This is a genomic window from Microbacterium sp. NPDC060132, assembly GCF_042729675.1.
GTDB classification, from domain to species: Bacteria; Actinomycetota; Actinomycetes; order Actinomycetales; family Microbacteriaceae; genus Microbacterium; species Microbacterium sufflavum.
Window position 1 is genome coordinate 2,937,755 of the sequence record NZ_JBHWXU010000001.1, and the last position, 19,011, is coordinate 2,956,765.

Below are 19,011 nucleotides of genomic sequence, written 5' to 3' on the forward strand. Positions count from 1 at the left end.
CCCGCAGAGGAGGATGCATGGGCGAGGTCGCGACCAGCGAAGGGCTCGAGTGGGCGGCCGCCCGCGGCATGGGCGCACTGGCCGAGAAGATGGGCATGGAGTTCGTGGAGTTCGGCGTCGACCGGTGCGTCGCGACCATGCCGGTCGCCGGCAACACCCAGCCCGTCGGCCTGATGCACGGCGGCGCGTATGTCGTGCTCGGCGAGTCCCTCGGCTCGATGGCGGCGAACCTCCACGCCGGAGAGGGGCGCCTCGCGGTCGGCGTCGACATCAACGCGACCCACACCCGCTCCGCGACCTCCGGGACCGTCACCGGGGTATGCACGCCGGTGCACCTCGGACGCAGCATCACGGTGCACGAGATCGTCGTCACGGATGATCAGGGCCGACGCTGCTCGACGATCCGCATCACCAACATGATCAAGGACGTTCCCGCGGGGCGCTGAGAGGCTCCTCCAGCAGAAGCTGGAACAGCAGGTGATCCTGCCACTCCCCCGCGATGCGCAGGTACTTCGGCGCGAGGCCGATGCGCTCGAAACCGCGTCCCGCCAGCACGCGCTGCGAAGCCAGGTTGTGGAGCAGCGTGGCAGCCTGCAGCCGATGCAGGTGGAGCTCCGTCCTCGCGTGCTCCGCGACGAGGGTCACCGCACGCCCGGCCAGCCCGCGCCGCAGCCGTGAGGCGTCGATCCAGTAGCCGAGGTCCGCGCTCCAGAACGCGCCGCGGACGATCGAGTTCAGGTTGACGCGGCCGCGGATCGAGCCATCATCCCCGACCACGACGAACCGCAGGCTCCGTCCCGCCTCGGCTTCCGCCAGGCACTGCGCGACGTGCCGCTCCTGCCACTCGTCGGTGAAGAAGGCGGCGTCGCGCTCGGGCTCCCACGGAGCCAGGTGTGCACGATTCGCGCGGTAGGCCGCGGCGATGCCGGGGCCGTCGCCCGCACGCACGGGCCGCAGCAGGTGCTCGGCGTCGAGGCGGAGCACCGGACCGGCTACTTCTTCGGGGCGAGCTGCTCGATGATGGCCTTCGCGACGTCCTGCATCGTGAGGCGGCGATCCATCGAGGCCTTCTGGATCCAGCGGAACGCCTCGGGCTCGCTCAGGCCCATCTTCTCGTTCAGCAGTCCCTTGGCGCGGTCGACCAGCTTGCGGGTCTCGAAGCGCTCGACCATGTCGGCGACCTCGGCCTCGAGCGTGATGATCTGCTCGTGACGCGCGAGCGCGATCTCGATGGCCGGCAGCAGGTCGTTCGGGGTGAACGGCTTGACGACGTACGCCAGGGCGCCCGCCTCGCTCGCCCGCTCCACGAGCTCCTTCTGGCTGAAGGCCGTCAGCAGCACGACCGGGGCGATGTTGCCCTTGTGCAGCTTCTCGGCCGCGCTGATGCCGTCGAGCTGGGGCATCTTGACGTCCATGATGACCAGGTCGGGGCGCAACTCGGTCGCGAGGGCGACGGCCGTCTCCCCGTCACCGGCTTCGCCGACGACATCGAAGCCGTTGTCGCGAAGGATCTCGACGATGTCGAGACGGATCAGCGACTCGTCTTCGGCGACGACGACGCGTCGGGGTGCGGATGCCGTGGGCTGCTCAGCCTGTTCTTGCTCGGTCACGGACTCCATCCTACTGGAGAGGGCGCGGCGCTCGGCCGAAGCGCTCATCGGCGCCGGGTGATCGGCTCGCCCTGCGCTACAGTCGAAGACGCGACACACGGGCCGGCGTGGCGGAATGGCAGACGCGGAGCACTCAAAATGCTTTGTCCGAAAGGGCGTGTGGGTTCGAGTCCCACCGCCGGCACACGGTGCGCTATACATGCTCTATGCACAGCGGGGACGCACCGGCAGCGCATGCCCGGAGGTCGCATCGCACCGCGCGGGCCACTCTCGTCGTCCTGGCGGTCGCGCTCGTCATCCTGCTCCTGATCGCCGCAGAGGTGTTCAGGCGCACGAGCGCGGAGGAGGCGGAGCGCGCGAGCGATCCGGCCTTCGTCACCGCCCCGACCCCGCTGCCCTCCGGAGCCCCGGGCTCGCTCATCCGCTCCGAGGAGATCGACAGTGCTCCCGTCGGCACGAGAGCGTGGCGCGTGCTGTACCACTCCCGCGACCTGGCCGGTTCGGACATCGCCGTGTCCGGCCTGGTCGTCGTGCCCGAGGGGCCGGCGCCGGAGAAGGGACGCACGGTCGTCTCCTGGGCGCACCCGACCACGGGAGCGGCGACGGCGTGCGCCCCGTCGCTCGCGCTCGATCCGTTCGAGCTCATCGCCGGGATGCACGAGCTGCTCGCCGAGGGATACGCCGTCGTGGCCACCGACTATCCGGGACTCGGGGTGGAGGGCGCGTCGTCCTATCTGCTGGGCGTCCCGGAGGCGAACAGCGTGCTGGACATCGTGCGTGCGGCCGGCCGCCTCGACGGGGCGGGGACGAGCGCTCGCGTCGTGCTGTGGGGGCACTCCCAGGGCGGTCAGGCGGCGCTCTTCGCCGCCGAGCGCGCCGAGACGTACGCGCCCGAGCTGTCGGTGCGCGGGGTGGCGGTGGCGGCGCCGGCGGCCGATCTCAACGCCCTGATGACCGACGACATCGTCGACGTCTCCGGGATCACCATCGCCTCGTTCGCCATCGCCGCCTACCGGGATGCCTACGCCGAACGGTTCGGCGAGGAGGCCATCCTGTCGATCCTGACCCCGGAGGGCGCGGCTGCGACTCCCGACATGGCCGCGCTCTGCCTGCTGACCCACACCGAGGAGATCCACGCGATCGCCGAGCCCTTGGTCGGCTCCTACGTCACCGCCGATCCCGCCACGACCGAGCCCTGGCGGACGATGCTCGCCGAGAACAGCGCGGGCGGCCAGCCCATCACGGTCCCCGTGCTCGTCGGCCAGGGCGAGGCGGACGAGCTCGTGCGTCCCGCCGCGACCGACGGGTACGTCGCCCGCCTCTGCGCGGCGGGGACGGATGTCGCCTACCACCGGTTCCCGGCGGTCGACCACGGCTATGCGGCGTACGCGACCCTGCCCGAGCTCCTCCTGTGGCTCCCGACGCTGGACGCACCGCGGGAGGCCCGCGGTACCTGCGGGTGAGCGCTCAGGATTCCGCCAGGGCCGCGAGTTCGGCGAGCACCCGGGGGTGGGCGAGGATGCGGAAATGGCCGCCGGTGTCGAGCACGACGTTCTTCGCCCCCGGCAACGCGCTGCCCTCGGGGATGTGCGGGTCGAACTCCGCATAGACCGACACGATCCGGGCGTTGACCTCGACCTCGCGCGCGAGCGCCAGGATGGACGGGTCGTCCGGGGAGAAGGCGCGCAGCACCCGTCCCGGCATGCGCCGGGCGTACCGGGAACCTCCGAACGGCGTCGCGACCGCCAGCATCGCCCGGATGCGGTGCCCCTCCGGTCCGGTCATGGCGAGCTTGCCCGCCAGACCTCCCTTGCTGTGCGCGACGAGGATCACCCCGGTGAGGTCGCGCGCACGCAGATGCTCCGCGATCTGCTCCGCCTCGTCCGCGACCGGGAACCGGTTGCGCCGCAGCGCATCCACCACGTGGACCGGATGGCCCCGCTGGTGCAGTGCGACGATGAGCGGCTCCAGGAACCGCCACGTCTCGTACACCCCGGCGAGCACCACGATCGGCACGCCATCGCCGTCGGTGAACGCCCTCGCGTCATCTCGTCCGAAGAAGGAGCGCACCTGCCAGAACCCCGCATACGCGTAGTCGGCGGCCCACCAGCCCAGCCTCCTCACGACGTCGATGGCGCGCTCCGCTTCTCGTCTATGCTTCCCGACGTCGCAGCGTACGGCCAGGCACCGGCCGTGTGCGTCAGGATCGCCGACGCGACGGCGCGGGGCGCGGACTGCTGGGCCACGTGGTGGTGACCGGGAATCTCGACGAGACGCGAGACGCGGGCGCTGTCCCGCAGCCGGCGGCACCACGCGCGACCCGCGATCGGATCCGCTCCCCCGCGGATCACCAGCAGCGGCACGGTCAGCTCCGCCACCCGCTCCTGAAGCCGATAGCCGATCATGTGGCGCGCCTGCCGCAGATACCAACGCACGCCGCAGCGGAGGTAGTCGGTGAAGACGATCGTGTTGATCGCGGGCGTCTCCCCCACGGTGTCGATCGCGAGGGCACGCGCCTGTGCCGGAATCGTGCGCCACCGCTCGTCCACGACCGGGCCGATCGCGACCACGGCGCGCACGTACTCCGGGCGGTGCAGAGCAGCCTCCACGGTCCATTGCGCGCCCATAGAGTGTCCGACGAGCACCACGCGGTCATCGCCGAGCGTTCCGATCACCTCGGCCAGTGCACTGCCCATCCGCTCCACCCCGACGTCGACGGAGGGCTTGGGCAGTCCGCCGAAGCCCGGAAGATCCACCGACACCACACGGGTGTGCTCCGCGAGCGCCTCGTGCAGGCGGGACAGGTAGCGGTGCGACATGCCGATGCCGTGCACCAGCACCATCGTGGGGACGACGGATCCCGCCGGTCGCGGAGTCTCCCGAAGGCGGAACATCAACCCCGACGTGAGCACGAGGCGCGTACGAACGACCATGCGCCCACGCTATCCGCCCCGCCCGCGCGGTCGCAGAGGGTTGACGCGGGCCCGGGACATACGGAAGGGGCGGGGCCGTAGCCCCGACCCTTCCGGACACCTCGTGCGTCAGACGCCGGCCTTGTAGATCGGCGCAGCACCACGCATCGCGTCGCCCACCTTGTGCACGCGGAGGTCGTTCGTCGAGCCCACGATCCCGGGAGGGGAACCGGAGATCACGACGACCTTGTCGCCCTCGACCGCCAGGCCGTTCTCGAGCAGGTACTCGTCGACCTGGTGGTACATCAGGTCGGTGTGCTGGACCATGTCGACCAGCGTGGAGCGCAGGCCCCACGTGAGCGCCATCCGACGACGGATCGCCGGCTCCGGGGTGAACGCCAGCATCGGGATGCGCGAGCGCAGACGCGACAGGCGGCGGGCGGAGTCGCCCGACTGGGTGAAGACGCAGAGGAACTTCGCGTCGACGAACTCCGCGACCTCGAGGGCAGCCAGCGTGATGGCACCACCCTGCGTGCGGGGCTTGGTCGTCAGCGGGAGGATCCGCTCCAGGCCGTGCTCCTCGGTGGACTCGATGATGCGGGCCATGGTCTCCACCACGACGACCGGGTAGTCGCCCACGCTGGTCTCGCCCGAGAGCATCACCGCGTCAGCGCCGTCGAGCACCGCGTTCGCGACGTCGGAGGTCTCCGCGCGCGTGGGCACCGGGCTGTTGATCATCGACTCGAGCATCTGCGTCGCCACGATCACCGGCTTCGCGTTGCGCCGGGCGAGCTCCACCGCGCGCTTCTGCACGATCGGCACGGCCTCCAGAGGCAGCTCGACACCCAGGTCGCCACGGGCGACCATGATGCCGTCGAACGCGTCGACGATCTCCTCCAGCGCATCGACCGCCTGCGGCTTCTCGATCTTGGCGATCACGGGGACGCGCACGCCCTCCTCCGCCATGATCTCGTGCACGCGCGACACGTCTTCCGCGTTGCGCACGAAGGACAGGGCGATGAGGTCGGCACCCGTGCGCAGACCCCAGCGCAGGTCGTCTTCGTCCTTCTCGCTCAGAGCGGGGACGTTCACGGCGACACCGGGCAGGTTGATGCCCTTGTTGTTCGACACGGCGCCGGCGACGACCACGCGCGTGGTGACGGTGACGCCGTCGGTCTCGACCACCTCGACGCGGACCTTGCCGTCGTCGATCAGCAGGAAGTCACCGGGCTTCACGTCCTGGGGCAGCCCCTTGAACGTGGTGCCGCAGATTTCCTTGTTGCCGATGATGTCTTCGGTGGTGATCTTGAAGATGTCGCCCTTGGCGAGCTCGTACGGCCCGTCCTCGAAACGGCCGAGACGGATCTTCGGTCCCTGCAGGTCGACGAGGATCGCCACGGCGCGGCCGGAGTCTTCCGCCGCGCGACGCACGTTCGCGTAGTTGTTCTCGTGCACGGAGTAGTCGCCGTGGCTGAGGTTCAGACGTGCCACGTCCACACCCGCATCGATCAGTGCACGCACCGTCTCATACGTCGAGGTGGCCGGACCCAAAGTGGCGACGATTTTCGCGCGTCTCAAAGAACTCTCCAGGGTAGAAGTGGGGGATGAACGTTCGGGCGACGGTGCCTGCCCCAGCCTACGCGGGCTGGAGACCGATCGCGACATCGCTCGGACGCACCGGCTCGGGCAGCACCGTGGTGCCCATGAGGTAGCGATCGACGTTCGCCGCCGCCGCACGACCCTCCGCGATGGCCCACACGATGAGCGACTGCCCGCGTCCGGCATCACCGGCCACGAACACGCCGGGCACCGACGACTCGTACGACGCGTCGCGGTGGAAGGAGCCGCGGTCGGTCACCTGCGGACGGGTGTCCTCCGTGTAGCCGTCCTGCTCCGGACCCGTGAAGCCCATCGCGATGAGCACGAGATCGGCGGGGATCTCCCGCTCGGTGCCGCTCTTGGGAACCCGGCGTCCGTCGATGTACTCGGTCTCGGCCACCCGCAGCGCGCGCACCTCGCCGACCTCGTTCGACAGGAACTCCACCGTGGAGGCGAGGAACACGCGCTCCCCGCCCTCCTCGTGCGCGGACGACACCTCGAACACGGTCGGCATCATCGGCCACGGCTGGTGGTCGGGGCGCGTGTCGCCGGGCTGCTTGCCGATCGCCAGGTTCGTCACGCTCAGCGCTCCCTGACGGTGCGCCGTGCCGATGCAGTCCGCACCGGTGTCGCCGCCGCCGATCACGATGACGTGCTTGCCCTCGGCCGTGATCTGCCCTGGCACCGCGTCGCCGGCGACCGCGTGGTTGGACTCCACGAGGTACTCCATCGCGAAGTGCACGCCGTCGAGGTCGCGCCCGGGGATGGGCAGGTCGCGGGGAACCGTGGCTCCGGTCGCGATCACGACCGCGTCGTACCGCGCGCGGAGGTCGGCCCAGGAGATGTCCTTGCCGATCTCGACACCCGCACGGAACCGGGTCCCCTCCTCCTGCATCTGGCGCAGACGCGTCTCGAGCTGCGTCTTCTCCATCTTGAAGTCGGGGATGCCGTAGCGCAGCAGCCCGCCGATGCGATCGTCGCGCTCGAACACCGCGACCGTGTGCCCCGCGCGCGTCAGCTGCTGGGCGGCGGCGAGGCCCGCGGGCCCCGAGCCGACGACGGCCACCGTCTTGCCGGTGAGGCGCTGCGGCGGCTCGGGCTCGACCCAGCCCTTCGCGAAGGCCTCGTCGATGATGGAGACCTCGATCTGCTTGATCGTGACCGCCGGCTGGTTGATGCCCAGCACGCACGAGCTCTCGCAGGGCGCCGGGCACAGGCGACCGGTGAACTCCGGGAAGTTGTTCGTGGCGTGCAGACGCTCGATCGCGGCCCGGCCCTCACCGCGCCACGTGAGGTCGTTCCACTCGGGGATGAGGTTGCCGAGCGGGCAGCCCGAGTGGCAGAACGGCACACCGCAGTCCATGCAGCGACCGGCCTGACGGCGCAGGACGGCCTTGTCGCCCGGCTCGTAGACCTCTTTCCAGTCCATGATGCGCACCGGCACCGGACGGCGAGCGGGAAGTTCCCGCTCGGTCACCTTCAGAAAGCCTTTGGGGTCAGCCACCGGTCACCTCCAGGATGCGGTTCCACACGATGTCGCCGTCGGGGTCGATCCCCTCGGCCAGAGCCTCCTCGCGCATGCTCCGCACGGCGGCGAAGTCACGGGGAAGCACCTTCACGAACTCCGCCGCGCGCGCGTCGAAGTCGTCCAGCAGCTCGGTCGCGCGCGGGGACGCCGTACGTTCGACGTGCTCGACGAGCAGTCCGCGCAGCACCTCCAGGTCGGCGCGGTCCAGCGGCTCCAGCCGCAGCTCTCCGCTGCCGAGCGACTGCGCGTTCACCTTCGCGGTGTCGAGGGCGTGCACATAGGCCACTCCCCCGGACATGCCGGCGCCGAAGTTGCGCCCGGTCGGCCCGAGGATCACCGCGAGCCCGCCGGTCATGTACTCCAGGGCGTGGTCGCCCACGCCTTCGACGACCGCGGTCGCCCCGGAGTTGCGCACCAGGAACCGCTCGCCGACGACACCGGAGATGAACATCGTGCCCGAGGTCGCGCCGTAGCCGATCACGTTGCCCGCGATCACGTTCTCGTGCGGTGCGATCGACGCCCCGCGCGGCGGACGGATCGTGATGTCGCCGCCCGAGAGGCCCTTGCCGACGTAGTCGTTCGCGTCGCCCTCGAGGCGGAGGATGATGCCCGGCGGGAGGAACGCGCCGAGCGACTGCCCCGCGGTCCCTGTGAGGGTGACGTCGATCGTCTCCTTCGGCAGCCCGGTGGCACCGTGCCGCGACGTCACCTGATGGCCGAGCATCGTGCCCACCGCGCGCTCCGTGTTGGCGATCGGCAGCTCCACCACGACGGGCTCGCCGTTGAGCAGCGCCCCCTTCGCGATGTCGATGAGCTGCACGTCGAAGTGCTTGTCGAGCTCGTGGTCCTGCGCGCGACCGCTGCGGCGCGGCTCGCCGGCCGGGAACGCCGGGCCCTCCAGCACGGGGCTCAGGTCGAGACCCTCGGCCTTCCAGTGCTCGACGGCCGCATTCGTCTCCAGGAGCTCGGTGCGTCCGACGATCTCGTCGATCGAGCGGTAGCCCAGCTCGGCGAGGAGCTCGCGCACCTCTTCCGCGATGAACTCCATGAAGTTGACGACGAACTCCGGCCTGCCCGTGAACCGATCGCGCAGCACCGGGTTCTGCGTGGCGACGCCGACCGGGCAGGTGTCCAGGTGGCAGACGCGCATCATGATGCAGCCGCTCACCACGAGCGGAGCCGTCGCGAAGCCGAACTCCTCCGCGCCGAGCAGCGCGCCGATCACGACGTCGCGCCCGGTCTTGAGCTGGCCGTCGACCTGCACCACCACGCGGTCGCGCATGCCGTTGAGCATCAGCGTCTGCTGCGTCTCAGCGAGCCCCAGCTCCCAGGGGGTACCCGCGTGCTTGAGGGAGTTCAGCGGGCTCGCACCCGTGCCGCCGTCGTGGCCGGACACCAGGATGACGTCGCTCAGCGCCTTCGCCACACCTGCCGACACCGCACCGATGCCGGACTGGCTCACCAGCTTCGTATGGATGCGCGCCTCGGGGTTCGCGCGCTTCAGGTCGAAGATGAGCTGCTTGAGGTCTTCGATCGAGTAGATGTCGTGGTGCGGCGGCGGCGAGATGAGCCCGACGCCGGCCGTGGCGTGACGCGTGCGCGCGACCCACGGGTACACCTTCGTCGGCGGCAGCTGACCGCCCTCGCCGGGCTTCGCGCCCTGGGCGAGCTTGATCTGGATGTCGTCCGCCTCGGTGAGGTACAGGCTCGTGACGCCGAAGCGGCCGGAGGCCACCTGCTTGATCGCACTGCGCCGCTCGGGGTCGACCAGGCGGTCGGGGTCCTCGCCGCCCTCACCGGTGTTCGACTTGCCGCCGATCCGGTTCATCGCGATCGCCAGGGTCTCGTGCGCCTCCTTGGAGATGGAGCCGTAGCTCATCGCCCCGGTCGAGAAGCGCTTCACGATCGCGGACACCGGCTCGACCTCGTCGAGCGGGACCGGCTTGCGGGTGCCGGTGCGCAGCGTGAAGAGTCCGCGGAGGGTCTTGAGCTCGGCCGCCTGCTCGTCCACGAGCTTCGTGTACTCGCGGAAGATGTCGTACCGCCGCGTCCGGGTGGAGTGCTGCAGCTTGAACACCGTCTCCGGGTTGAACAGGTGCGGGGAGCCGTCGCGACGCCACTGGTACTCGCCGCCCGTCCACAGGCGCTCGTGCGCGCGGGCTGCGGCATCTTCGGGGTACGCGTAGTCGTGCCGCGCCTGGTTCTCGGCGAAGATCTCCTCGATCCCGATGCCGCCCAGCTTCGACTCCGTGCGGGTGAAGTAGGCGTCGATGAACTCCTGGCTGAGACCGACGGCCTCGAACACCTGGGCGCCGGCGTACGACGACACGGTGGAGATGCCCATCTTCGACATGATCTTCAGCACGCCCTTGCCGAGCGCGTAGATCAGGTTCTTGACCGCCTTCTCGGGCGTGATGCCGGTGATGTAGCCGGTGCGGACGAGGTGCTCGACCGTCTCCATCGCCAGGTACGGGTTGATCGCCGACGCGCCGTAGCCGATCAGCGTCGCGACGTGGTGCACCTCGCGCACGTCTCCGGCCTCGACGATCAGGCCCACCTTCATGCGGTTCTCGCGCCGGATGAGGTGGTGGTGGATCGCCGACACCATGAGCAGCGACGGGATGGGCGTGAGGTCCTTGTTGGAGTCGCGGTCGGACAGGATGAGGAACTCCGCGCCGTCCGCGATGGCCTGGTCGACCTCGGCGCACATCTCCGTCAGGCGCTCGGCGAGCGAGTGCGGGCCGGAGTCGAAGTGGTACAGGCCGCGGATCGTCGCGCTCGACCGGCCGGGCAGCGCCTTGTCGATGTGGCGGATCTTCGCCAGTTCGTCGTTGTCGATCACGGGGAAGTCGAGCGACACCGTGCGGGTGTGCTCCGGACCCCAGCTGAGCAGGTTCGACTCGGGACCGAGGCCGAGCTTGAGGCTCGTGACGACCTCTTCCCTGATCGAGTCCAGCGGCGGGTTCGTGACCTGGGCGAACTGCTGCGTGAAGTAGTCGAACAGCAGTCGCGGTCGCTTGCTGAGCACCGCGATCGGGGTGTCCGAGCCCATGGCACCGAGCGGCTCGACGCCGGTCTGCCCCATGGGGGTCAGCAGGATGCGCACTTCTTCCTCGGTGTACCCGAAGGTGCGCTGGCGGCGGGTGATCGACGCCGGCGGGTGCACGATGTGCTCGCGCTCGGGCAGGTCGGCCAGGCGCACGGCCCCCGCGTCGAGCCACTCCTGCCACGGGTGCAGCGTCGCCAGCTCCTGCTTGATCTCGCGATCTTCGACGATGCGGCGCTGGGCCGTGTCGACGAGGAACATCTTGCCGGGCTGCAGACGCCCGCGGCGCTTGATGCGCTCGGGCTCGAAGTGCAGCACGCCCGTCTCCGAACCGATCACGACCAGTCCGTCGGTGGTCTCGGTCCAGCGCCCCGGGCGCAGTCCGTTGCGGTCGAGCGTCGCGCCGACCAGCGTGCCGTCGGTGAAGATGAGCGCGGCCGGGCCGTCCCACGGCTCCATCTGGTTGGAGTGGTACTCGTAGAACGCGCGCAGCTCCGGCGTGATGTCGGCCTGCTTCTCGTACGCCTCCGGCACCATCATCATGATCGCGTGCGGCAGGCTGCGACCGGTCAGGGTGAGCAGCTCGAGCACCTCGTCGAACGAGGCCGAGTCGCTCGCGCCGTCGGTGCAGATGGGCAGCAGCGGCGAGATGTCGCCGAGCAGCTCGGACTCGAGCTGCGACTGGCGGGCGCGCATCCAGTTGCGGTTGCCGCCGACCGTGTTGATCTCACCGTTGTGCGCCAGCATGCGCAGCGGCTGCGCGAGCGGCCACGACGGGAACGTGTTGGTGGAGTAGCGGGAGTGCACGACCGCGAGCTCGGACGCGAACCGCTCATCCTGCAAGTCGGGGTAGAACGGCTCCAGCTGCAGCGTGGTGACCATGCCCTTGTAGCCGAGGGTGCGACTGGACAGCGACACGAAGTAGGCGCCGAGCTCGTGGCCGGCCCGCTTGCGCAGGCGGTAGGCGACGCGGTCGAGGGCGATGCCGGTGAGCGGCGCGTCGGCGTGCGTGGCCCCGCCGGCGCTCACGAAGAGCTGCTCGAACGCGGGGCGGGCCTCGTCGGCGAGCTTGCCGAGGTTCTCGTTCGCGGTGGGGACCTCACGCCACCCGAGGACGCGGAGGCCCTCGGCGCGCGCGATCTTCTCGATGCCGGCCTTCTGCTGGCGGCGCTCGCTCGAGTCGCGAGGCAGGAACGCGAGTCCTGCGGCGTACTCCCCCACGGGCGGCAGTTCGAAGCCGGTGACCGCGCGGAGGAAGGCGTCTGGCATCTGCGTGAGGATGCCGGCCCCGTCTCCCGTGCCCGCGTCGGACCCGATGGCCCCGCGGTGCTCCAGGTTGCGCAGGGCCTCGAGGGCCAGCGCGATGATGTCGTGCCCGGCTTCGCCGCGCAGCGTTGCGACCATGGCCAGGCCGCAGGCGTCCTTCTCGAACGCCGGGTTGTACATGCCCTGCTTCGGGGGGTATGCGCCAGAGGCGCCGTAAGGGGGCTGGAAGTACACCAGTTACCGTCCTCAGATCTTCAGTGAAACCCGGGGACGTCGTCGGCCCGCTCGTTCAGTGCAATGGTTCTCCCGCCGCGGGACGCGGCGTTATCGGGCGCCGTCCTCGCTCGTGGGAGCAGTGCTTGTGGCGGTGGCTCCTGCGGTGACCTCGTCGGTCGGAGGCTCGCTCACGTCCACGAAATCAGAGGGATTGTCTTGCGATTGTACATCAGCGTCCAGGTCCTTCCGGCCGCGGCCGGGCTGATACGGAGAAGGCTCCAGACCCGGGTGACGGCGCGTCTGCACCACGAGGATGACGAGGCCGACCACGACGCCGATGATCGCCGCCCAGACGTTGCTGCGCAGACCCAGGATGATCTCGCTCGGGTCGATGCGGATCGACTCCCACACGATGCGACCAGCGCTGTACCAGATGAGGTAGATCGCGAACAGCCGGCCCCACTGGAAGAAGAGCTTGCGGCTCAGCCACAGCAGCACGATCACGCCGAGCCCGTTCCACAGCACCTCGTACAGGAACGTCGGGTGGAACAGCGTGCCCTCGGGGAGCCCGGGAGGGAAGGCCGAGTTGGTGGACTCGATCTCGAGGCCCCACGGCAGGTCGGTCGGCAGGCCGAAGAGCTCGTGGTTGAACCAGTTGCCGAACCGGCCCATGGCCTGCGCGAGCAGCAGCCCGGGAGCGAGTGCGTCGGCGAACGTCCAGAAGCGGATACCGGTCCAGCGGCAGCCGAGGTACGCGCCGATGGCGCCGCCGATCAGCGCGCCGAAGATGGCGATGCCGCCCTCCCAGATCGCCCACACCGAGCCGGGCTCGAAGGGGTTCCAGGTGTTCTTGCCCTCGCCGAAGTAGAAGTTCGGGTGGGTCAGCACGTGGAAGATGCGGGCGCCGATGATCGCCAGCGGCACCGCGAGGATCGAGATGTCGATCACGACCCACGGCTCCGCACCGCGCTTCGTGAGGCGGTGGTTGGTCAGCAGCACCGCGACGATGATGCCGGCGATGATGCAGAGCGCGTAGAAGTGGATCCGCACCGGGCCCAGGTCGATGTACGCGACGGGAGGACTCGGGATGCTGGCGAGCACGCCGGTGAAGCTGCTGGGGAGCGCGAGGGACATGAGTGCGATTCTAGTTCTCGGGGACGGAGCGCACCGACGACGTGCCGGTGGCGAGGGTTCGGGCGACGGCCGCGAGGGCGGGGACGCCGCCGTCGCGCAGGGCGCGCACGAGCGCGGTGCCGACGATGGCGCCGTCGGCGTACTCGGAGACACCGGCGATCTGCTCGGCGGTGGAGATGCCGATGCCGACGCAGGCGCGCAGGGCGCCGTGCTCGCGCAGGCGGGCGACGAGGGTGCGTGCGGCGCGATCGAGCTCGGCCCGCTCCCCCGTGATGCCCATCGTGGAGACGGTGTACACGAAACCGGTCGACGACTTCACGACGAGCCCGAGGCGCTCGTCCGACGAGGTCGGCGCGGCCAGGAACACCCGGTCGAGCCCGGTCCGCTCGCTCGCCGCGATCCACTCCGCCGCCGCGTCCGGCGTGATGTCGGGCGTGATCAGCCCGGCGCCGCCCGCCGCCAGCAGGTCGTCGGCGTAGCGATCGACGCCGTACTGCAGCACCGGGTTCCAGTAGGTCATCACGAGCACCGGGACGTCGGTCGCGGCGGTGATGGCGCGGATCGCGGTGAAGAGGTCCTTCATCCGGAAGCCGGCGGCGAGGGCGGCGGTCGTCGCCTCCTGGATGATCGCGCCGTCCATCACGGGGTCGCTGTAGGGCGGCCCGAGCTCGATGATGTCCACGCCGTTCTCGGCGAGGGCGATCGCCGCCTGGATGCTCGTCTCCAGGTCGGGGAAGCCGACGGGCAGATAGCCGACGAAGGCGCTGCGGCCGGCGTCGTGCGCGCGCTGGATGGCCTGTTCGACGCGGCTCACAGCTGCGGCTCTCCCTTCGAGGCGGCTTCTTCGGCGGAGCTCTCCTCGGTCGCGTCGTGCGCGAGCGCCGCCTCGTCGTAGAGCTCGAAGTACCGGGCGGCCGTGTCCATGTCCTTGTCGCCCCGGCCGGAGAGGCAGATCGCCAGGACGGCGTCCGGTCCGAGCTCGCGGCCGATGCGCAGGGCTCCCGCGAGTGCGTGCGCGGACTCGATCGCCGGGATGATGCCCTCGGTGCGGCTCAGCAGCCGCAGGGCCTGCATCGCCTCGTCGTCGGTCGCCGGAATGTACTCCGCGCGGCCGATGTCGGCCAGCCACGAGTGCTCCGGGCCGACGCCGGGATAGTCGAGCCCGGCGGAGATCGAGTGCGACTCGACCGTCTGGCCGTCCTCGTCCTGCAGGACATAGGTCTTCGCGCCGTGCAGCACACCGGGACGACCGCGCTCGATCGACGCCGCGTGCCGCGGGGTGTCGACGCCGTCGCCGGCCGCCTCGACGCCGTACAGGCGCACGCCCTCGTCGTCGAGGAACGCGTCGAACATGCCGATCGCGTTCGAGCCGCCGCCCACGCACGCGAACACCGCGTCGGGCAGCCGGCCCACCTCGTCGAGCAGCTGGGCGCGCGCCTCCTCGCCGATGATCTTCTGGAAATCGCGGACCATCGCCGGGAACGGGTGCGGCCCCGCGGCGGTGCCGAAGATGTAGTTCGTGGTCTCGACCGAGGCGACCCAGTCGCGGTACGCGTCGTTGATCGCGTCCTTCAGCGTGCGCGAGCCCGAGGTCACCGGCACGACCTCGGCGCCCAGCAGGCGCATGCGGGCGACGTTCAGCGCCTGGCGCTCGGTGTCGACCTCGCCCATGTAGATCGTGCAGTCCAGGCCGAACAGGGCCGCCGCGGTGGCCGTCGCGACACCGTGCTGTCCTGCACCCGTCTCGGCGATCACCCGGGTCTTGCCGAGGCGCTTGGTGAGCAGCGCCTGGCCCAGCACGTTGTTGATCTTGTGCGAGCCGGTGTGGTTGAGGTCCTCGCGCTTGAGGAACACCCGCGCGCCCCCGGCGTGCTCGGCGAACCGCGGCACCTCGGTCAGCGCCGAGGGGCGTCCGGCGTAGGAGGACAGCAGGTGGGCCAGCTCGGCACGGAACTCCGGATCGGCGATCGCCTCCTCGTACGCGACCGTCAGCTCGTCGATCGCGGCGATCAGCGACTCCGGCATGAACCGGCCGCCGAAGTCACCGAAGTACGGGCCGTGCTGGTCACGCAGACTCACTTCGCCTCCAGGAAGCTCTCGAGCGTGGCGATTGGATCTCCGGTCACCAGGGCCTCACCGATCAGCACGACGTCGGCACCGGCCGAACGGTAGTGCGCGACATCGGCGGGGGTGAGCACCGCGGACTCCGCGATCTTGATCGCCGTGTCCGGGATGCGGTCGACGAGCCGACCGAAGAGGTCACGGTCGAGCTCGAGGGTCTTCAGGTCGCGCGCGTTCACGCCGATCAGCGCGGCGCCGAGATCGATCGCCACGTCGAGCTCCTCCGCCGAGTGCGTCTCGACGAGCGGGGTCATGCCGAGCTCCAGGATGAACGCGTACAGGTCGCGCAGCACCTCCGGCTCGAGCCCGGCGACGATCAGCAGGACGAGATCAGCACCCGCCGCCCGCGCCTCCAGCACCTGATACCGCGTGGCGATGAAGTCCTTGCGCAGCACCGGCAGCGACACCCGCGCGGTCACGGCCTCGAGATCCGCCAGACTGCCGCCGAAACGGCGCTCCTCGGTCAGGACGCTGATCGCCGAGGCGCCGCCCTGCTCGTACAGCGACGCCTGGTGGGCGGGGTCCGGGATCTCGGCGAGTGCGCCACGGGACGGGCTCGCCCGCTTGACCTCGGCGATGATCTTGACCCGCTCGGCGGGAGCGAGGAACGCCAGGGCGTCCTTCGCCGCCGGGCGCGCGAGAGCCTCGCGCTCGACGACCTCGATCGGCCGGGAGAGGGAGCGACGCTCGGCGTCTGCGACAGCGCCGGCCGTCAGGTCGGCGAGGACCACTAGTGCGCCTTCGGGGAGTACTTGGGGCCCTTCACGCCGTAGCCCGCCTTCGCGAGCGCCCAACCCACGATGGCCCCGATCGGGATCAGCGCGGCGGAGATCCAGACCAGGGTCGGCTGCTCGAAGCAGAACGCGACGGTCGCGGCGGTGAAGCCGACGAGCATGATCACGACGGCGGTCCAGGCCGCAGGCGAGTGTCCGTGGCCAGGGTCGGCGATCGGGTTGGTCATGTTTCCTCCGGGGACGACGTGCGGATGTGTTCAGTCTATCGGGGTCAGCGCGTGGGATCCGTCCCGCGGGACAGGTCGTCCCACGAGTCGACCGCGTCGACCGGGCCCTCGTGCGTCGCGGGGTGCGCGGTCTCGGTGCGGTAACGGCGGCCGCCCGACTTCCACTGACGCCAGGTGACCAGTACCAGCACGGCCGCGAGCAGCAGGATCACCCAGCCGACGAGCGCGACCCACGGCCACGCGGACGCCACGATGTGCGCCGCCACCTCGTGCACGGCGGTGTCGCCCGCGAGCCCCGTGGTCTCGGTCACGGTCGCGGCGACGGCGTCGAAGGGCTCAGCGACCAGCAGCTGCACGGTCGACCAGCCGAGGAACACCGCCGCGACCGCGGCGAGCACCCCGAAGACCAGTCGCACCGCGCGACCGGCGATCGACAGGGCCGCGCCGAGCGCCAGCACCGCGAGGCTCAGCGGCGCGAGCAGCACCATCGCCGCGGCCCCCGGCACGAGGATCGCCTCTCCCGCATCGGCGCGCTCGACCGTGAACCAGGTCTGCGTGGAGGAGATGATGCCGAGGGCGCCGGCGAGCAGGAAGCCGGAGACCGCGAGCGAGCGCCCCCGCCGGGCGAGGCTCACGACGCCGCCGATCCGTCGACGGCACCCAGGTCGGTCGTGTCGAAGCACGTGCGGGTCCCCGTGTGGCACGCCGGGCCGGTCTGGTCGACCAGCAGCAGGATCGCGTCGCCGTCGCAGTCGAGTCGGGCCTCGCGCACCACCTGGATGTTCCCGGAGGTGTCGCCCTTGCGCCAGTACTCCTGCCGGGACCGCGACCAGTACGTCGCACGACCCGACGTGAGCGTGCGCCGCAGCGCCTCCGCATCGACCCATGCGAGCATCAGCACCTCGCGCGTGTCCCACTGCTGCACGATCGCGGGCGCCAGGCCCTCGGCCGTGAAAGCCACCTGGGCGATGCGCGCCTCGACATCCGGCTCGCTCTGCCCCTGCTGCGCCTCCGTCATCGGACCAGCACCCCCTCCGCGCGCAGCGCGTCCTTCACGTCGCCGACCGTGAGCGCTCCCGTGTGGAAGACGCTCGCCGCGAGCACGGCGTCGGCACCCGCCTTGATGGCCGGGGCGAAATCGGTCGCTCGTCCGGCGCCGCCGGAGGCGATCACGGGCACCGGCGCCGCCTCGCGCATGAGCCGGACGAGTTCCAGGTCGAACCCGTCGCGTGTTCCGTCCGCGTCGATCGAGTTCACCAGCAGCTCACCCGCCCCGCGCTCCGCGGCCTCCCTGGCCCAGTCGAGAGCGTCCAGCGTGGTCTGCGTGCGACCGCCGTGCGTCGTGACGACGAAACCGGAATGCGTCGTGTCGGCGCGCTTCACGTCGAGCGAGAGCACGAGCACCTGAGCGCCGAAGCGGTCCGCGATCTCGCCGATCAGCTCGGGCCGGGCGATCGCGGCGGAGTTCACCCCCACCTTGTCGGCGCCGACGGACAGCAGCCGGGCCACGTCCTCCACGCTGCGCACTCCCCCGCCGACCGTCAGCGGCACGAACACCTGCTCGGCGGTGCGCTGCACGACGTCGTAGGTCGTGGCCCGCGCGTCGACGGTCGCGGTCACATCGAGGAAGGTGATCTCGTCCGCGCCCTGCGCCGCATAGTGCCGGGCGAGCTCGACCGGATCCCCCATGTCGCGCAGGTTCTCGAAGTTCACGCCCTTCACGACGCGGCCGTCGGCCACATCGAGGCACGGGATGACCCTGCTCGCGAGAGTCATCAGAGCCTCGCCGCGTGGATCGCCGTGACGAGGATCGCCCTGGCCCCCAGCGCGTACAGGTCGTCCATCACCTGGTTGACCCGGCGACGCGGGATCATCACGCGCACGGCCACCCAGGCCGGGTCGCGCAGCGGGGAGATGGTGGCCGACTCCCGGCCGGGAGCGATCGCGACCGCCTGGTCGACCAGCTCGGTCGGCAGGTCGTAGTCGAGGAGCACGTACCGGCGGGCCACCATGACGCCTCGGAGACGGCGCAGCAGCGTGTCGACGCCGTCCGCGTCACCCGGGCGGCTGATCAGCACGGCCTCGGACTCCAGGATGACGGGGCCGAAGATCTCCAGCCCCGCCTGTCGCAGCGTGGTCCCCGTGGAGACCACGTCGGCGACGGCATCGGCGACGCCGAGGCGCACGGCCGACTCCACCGCACCGTCGAGCTGCACCAGCTCGGCGTTCACGCCGTGCTCCCGGAGGAACGAGCCCACCAGTCCGGGGTAGGCCGAGGCCACGCGCACGCCGTCGAGGTCGTCGATCGACGTGAAGCGTCCGGGAGGGCCGGCGAAGCGGAACGTCGACGCGCCGAAGCCGAGCTGCTCGATCTCGCGCGCCGGCTGCTGCACGTCGAGCAGCAGGTCGCGTCCGGTGATGCCGACGTCGAGGGCGCCGGAGGCGACGTACGTGGCGATGTCACGCGGACGCAGGAAGAAGAACTCGACGTCGTTCTCGGTGTCGACGACGTGCAGGGTCTTGGGGTCGCGGCGGCCGGCGTAGCCCGCCTCCGCGAGCATCTCGGCGGCGGTCTCGGACAGCGAGCCCTTGTTGGGAACGGCGATGCGCAGCATGAA

General features: G+C 70.4%; 18 protein-coding genes and 1 tRNA gene. 3 read left to right on the plus strand and 16 right to left on the minus strand.

Annotated features, from left to right (window positions below):
• Nucleotides 1-17 precede the first annotated feature (17 nt).
• A complete protein-coding gene (locus ACFWCH_RS14205) occupies nucleotides 18-446 on the plus strand; it encodes a hotdog fold thioesterase (RefSeq protein WP_378803686.1) in 429 nt (142 codons plus the stop codon).
• Here ACFWCH_RS14205 and ACFWCH_RS14210 read toward each other — a convergent pair.
• Complete coding sequence (locus tag ACFWCH_RS14210) at nucleotides 421-984, minus strand: GNAT family N-acetyltransferase (protein ID WP_378803687.1); 564 nt, start codon at nucleotides 982-984, stop codon at nucleotides 421-423. The two genes, ACFWCH_RS14205 and ACFWCH_RS14210, sit on opposite strands and share 26 nt — an antisense overlap.
• 8 nt (nucleotides 985-992) lie before the next feature.
• The gene (locus ACFWCH_RS14215) at nucleotides 993-1,619 is read right to left on the minus strand and encodes a response regulator (protein WP_206253382.1); all 627 of its coding nucleotides are present in this window, start codon (nucleotides 1,617-1,619) and stop codon (nucleotides 993-995) included.
• 92 nt (nucleotides 1,620-1,711) lie between these two features.
• On the opposite strand from ACFWCH_RS14215, the gene ACFWCH_RS14220 reads away from it, so the two are divergent.
• Together ACFWCH_RS14220 and ACFWCH_RS14225 are read left to right on the plus strand one after the other, a co-directional pair.
• Nucleotides 1,712-1,794, plus strand: a tRNA-Leu gene (locus tag ACFWCH_RS14220).
• Between the two features lie 22 nt (nucleotides 1,795-1,816).
• The gene (locus ACFWCH_RS14225) at nucleotides 1,817-3,073 is read left to right on the plus strand and encodes an alpha/beta fold hydrolase (RefSeq protein WP_378803688.1); all 1,257 of its coding nucleotides are present in this window, start codon (nucleotides 1,817-1,819) and stop codon (nucleotides 3,071-3,073) included.
• Nucleotides 3,074-3,077: 4 nt separating this feature from the next.
• On the opposite strand, the gene ACFWCH_RS14230 is transcribed toward ACFWCH_RS14225, so the two are convergent.
• From ACFWCH_RS14230 to hisG, 14 genes are all read right to left on the minus strand, one after another.
• On the minus strand, nucleotides 3,078-3,734 hold the full coding sequence (locus tag ACFWCH_RS14230; RefSeq protein ID WP_240744594.1) for an alpha/beta hydrolase: 657 nt from the start codon (nucleotides 3,732-3,734) through the stop codon (nucleotides 3,078-3,080).
• Nucleotides 3,731-4,543 carry an alpha/beta fold hydrolase gene (locus ACFWCH_RS14235; RefSeq protein ID WP_378803689.1) on the minus strand — a complete coding sequence of 271 codons (813 nt, stop codon included), beginning with the start codon at nucleotides 4,541-4,543 and terminating at the stop codon, nucleotides 3,731-3,733. Before ACFWCH_RS14235 ends, ACFWCH_RS14230 begins: the two co-directional genes overlap by 4 nt.
• Nucleotides 4,544-4,651: 108 nt before the next feature.
• Nucleotides 4,652-6,100, minus strand: a complete 1,449-nt coding sequence (gene pyk, locus ACFWCH_RS14240; RefSeq protein WP_136032411.1) for a pyruvate kinase — start codon at nucleotides 6,098-6,100, stop codon at nucleotides 4,652-4,654.
• Between the two features lie 58 nt (nucleotides 6,101-6,158).
• Entirely contained in the window at nucleotides 6,159-7,625 is a 1,467-nt protein-coding gene (locus tag ACFWCH_RS14245) for a glutamate synthase subunit beta (RefSeq protein WP_136032414.1), read from the minus strand.
• Entirely contained in the window at nucleotides 7,618-12,141 is a 4,524-nt protein-coding gene (gene gltB, locus ACFWCH_RS14250) for a glutamate synthase large subunit (RefSeq protein ID WP_378803690.1), read from the minus strand. The genes ACFWCH_RS14245 and gltB overlap by 8 nt, the downstream gene beginning before the upstream one ends.
• A gap of 144 nt (nucleotides 12,142-12,285) precedes the next feature.
• Entirely contained in the window at nucleotides 12,286-13,311 is a 1,026-nt protein-coding gene (gene lgt, locus ACFWCH_RS14255) for a prolipoprotein diacylglyceryl transferase (RefSeq protein WP_378803691.1), read from the minus strand.
• A gap of 10 nt (nucleotides 13,312-13,321) precedes the next feature.
• Complete coding sequence (gene trpA / locus ACFWCH_RS14260) at nucleotides 13,322-14,125, minus strand: tryptophan synthase subunit alpha (protein WP_378803692.1); 804 nt, start codon at nucleotides 14,123-14,125, stop codon at nucleotides 13,322-13,324.
• Entirely contained in the window at nucleotides 14,122-15,390 is a 1,269-nt protein-coding gene (trpB, locus tag ACFWCH_RS14265; RefSeq protein ID WP_136032420.1) for a tryptophan synthase subunit beta, read from the minus strand. The genes trpA and trpB overlap by 4 nt, the downstream gene beginning before the upstream one ends.
• On the minus strand, nucleotides 15,387-16,163 hold the full coding sequence (gene trpC, locus ACFWCH_RS14270; protein WP_378803693.1) for an indole-3-glycerol phosphate synthase TrpC: 777 nt from the start codon (nucleotides 16,161-16,163) through the stop codon (nucleotides 15,387-15,389). The genes trpB and trpC overlap by 4 nt, the downstream gene beginning before the upstream one ends.
• Entirely contained in the window at nucleotides 16,163-16,393 is a 231-nt protein-coding gene (locus ACFWCH_RS14275) for an HGxxPAAW family protein (RefSeq protein ID WP_136032424.1), read from the minus strand. Before ACFWCH_RS14275 ends, trpC begins: the two co-directional genes overlap by 1 nt.
• A gap of 44 nt (nucleotides 16,394-16,437) precedes the next feature.
• Nucleotides 16,438-17,028, minus strand: a complete 591-nt coding sequence (locus tag ACFWCH_RS14280; RefSeq protein WP_136032427.1) for a Trp biosynthesis-associated membrane protein — start codon at nucleotides 17,026-17,028, stop codon at nucleotides 16,438-16,440.
• Nucleotides 17,025-17,411, minus strand: a complete 387-nt coding sequence (gene hisI, locus ACFWCH_RS14285; protein ID WP_247638789.1) for a phosphoribosyl-AMP cyclohydrolase — start codon at nucleotides 17,409-17,411, stop codon at nucleotides 17,025-17,027. Before hisI ends, ACFWCH_RS14280 begins: the two co-directional genes overlap by 4 nt.
• Nucleotides 17,408-18,169, minus strand: a complete 762-nt coding sequence (gene hisF, locus ACFWCH_RS14290) for an imidazole glycerol phosphate synthase subunit HisF (protein ID WP_136032431.1) — start codon at nucleotides 18,167-18,169, stop codon at nucleotides 17,408-17,410. Before hisF ends, hisI begins: the two co-directional genes overlap by 4 nt.
• Nucleotides 18,169-19,008, minus strand: a complete 840-nt coding sequence (hisG, locus tag ACFWCH_RS14295; protein ID WP_136032433.1) for an ATP phosphoribosyltransferase — start codon at nucleotides 19,006-19,008, stop codon at nucleotides 18,169-18,171. The genes hisF and hisG overlap by 1 nt, the downstream gene beginning before the upstream one ends.
• Nucleotides 19,009-19,011 lie beyond the last annotated feature (3 nt).

Coding starts and splice junctions, on each gene's coding strand:
- ACFWCH_RS14205 (WP_378803686.1), top strand. CDS start 18: ATGGGCGAGGTCGCGACCAGCGAAGGGCTCGAGTGGGCGGCCGCCCGC.
- ACFWCH_RS14235 (WP_378803689.1), bottom strand. CDS start 4,543: ATGGTCGTTCGTACGCGCCTCGTGCTCACGTCGGGGTTGATGTTCCGC.
- gltB (WP_378803690.1), bottom strand. CDS start 12,141: ATGTACAACCCGGCGTTCGAGAAGGACGCCTGCGGCCTGGCCATGGTC.
- ACFWCH_RS14275 (WP_136032424.1), bottom strand. CDS start 16,393: ATGACCAACCCGATCGCCGACCCTGGCCACGGACACTCGCCTGCGGCC.
- ACFWCH_RS14215 (WP_206253382.1), bottom strand. CDS start 1,619: ATGGAGTCCGTGACCGAGCAAGAACAGGCTGAGCAGCCCACGGCATCC.
- ACFWCH_RS14225 (WP_378803688.1), top strand. CDS start 1,817: ATGCACAGCGGGGACGCACCGGCAGCGCATGCCCGGAGGTCGCATCGC.
- hisG (WP_136032433.1), bottom strand. CDS start 19,008: ATGCTGCGCATCGCCGTTCCCAACAAGGGCTCGCTGTCCGAGACCGCC.
- lgt (WP_378803691.1), bottom strand. CDS start 13,311: ATGTCCCTCGCGCTCCCCAGCAGCTTCACCGGCGTGCTCGCCAGCATC.
- hisF (WP_136032431.1), bottom strand. CDS start 18,169: ATGACTCTCGCGAGCAGGGTCATCCCGTGCCTCGATGTGGCCGACGGC.
- hisI (WP_247638789.1), bottom strand. CDS start 17,411: ATGACGGAGGCGCAGCAGGGGCAGAGCGAGCCGGATGTCGAGGCGCGC.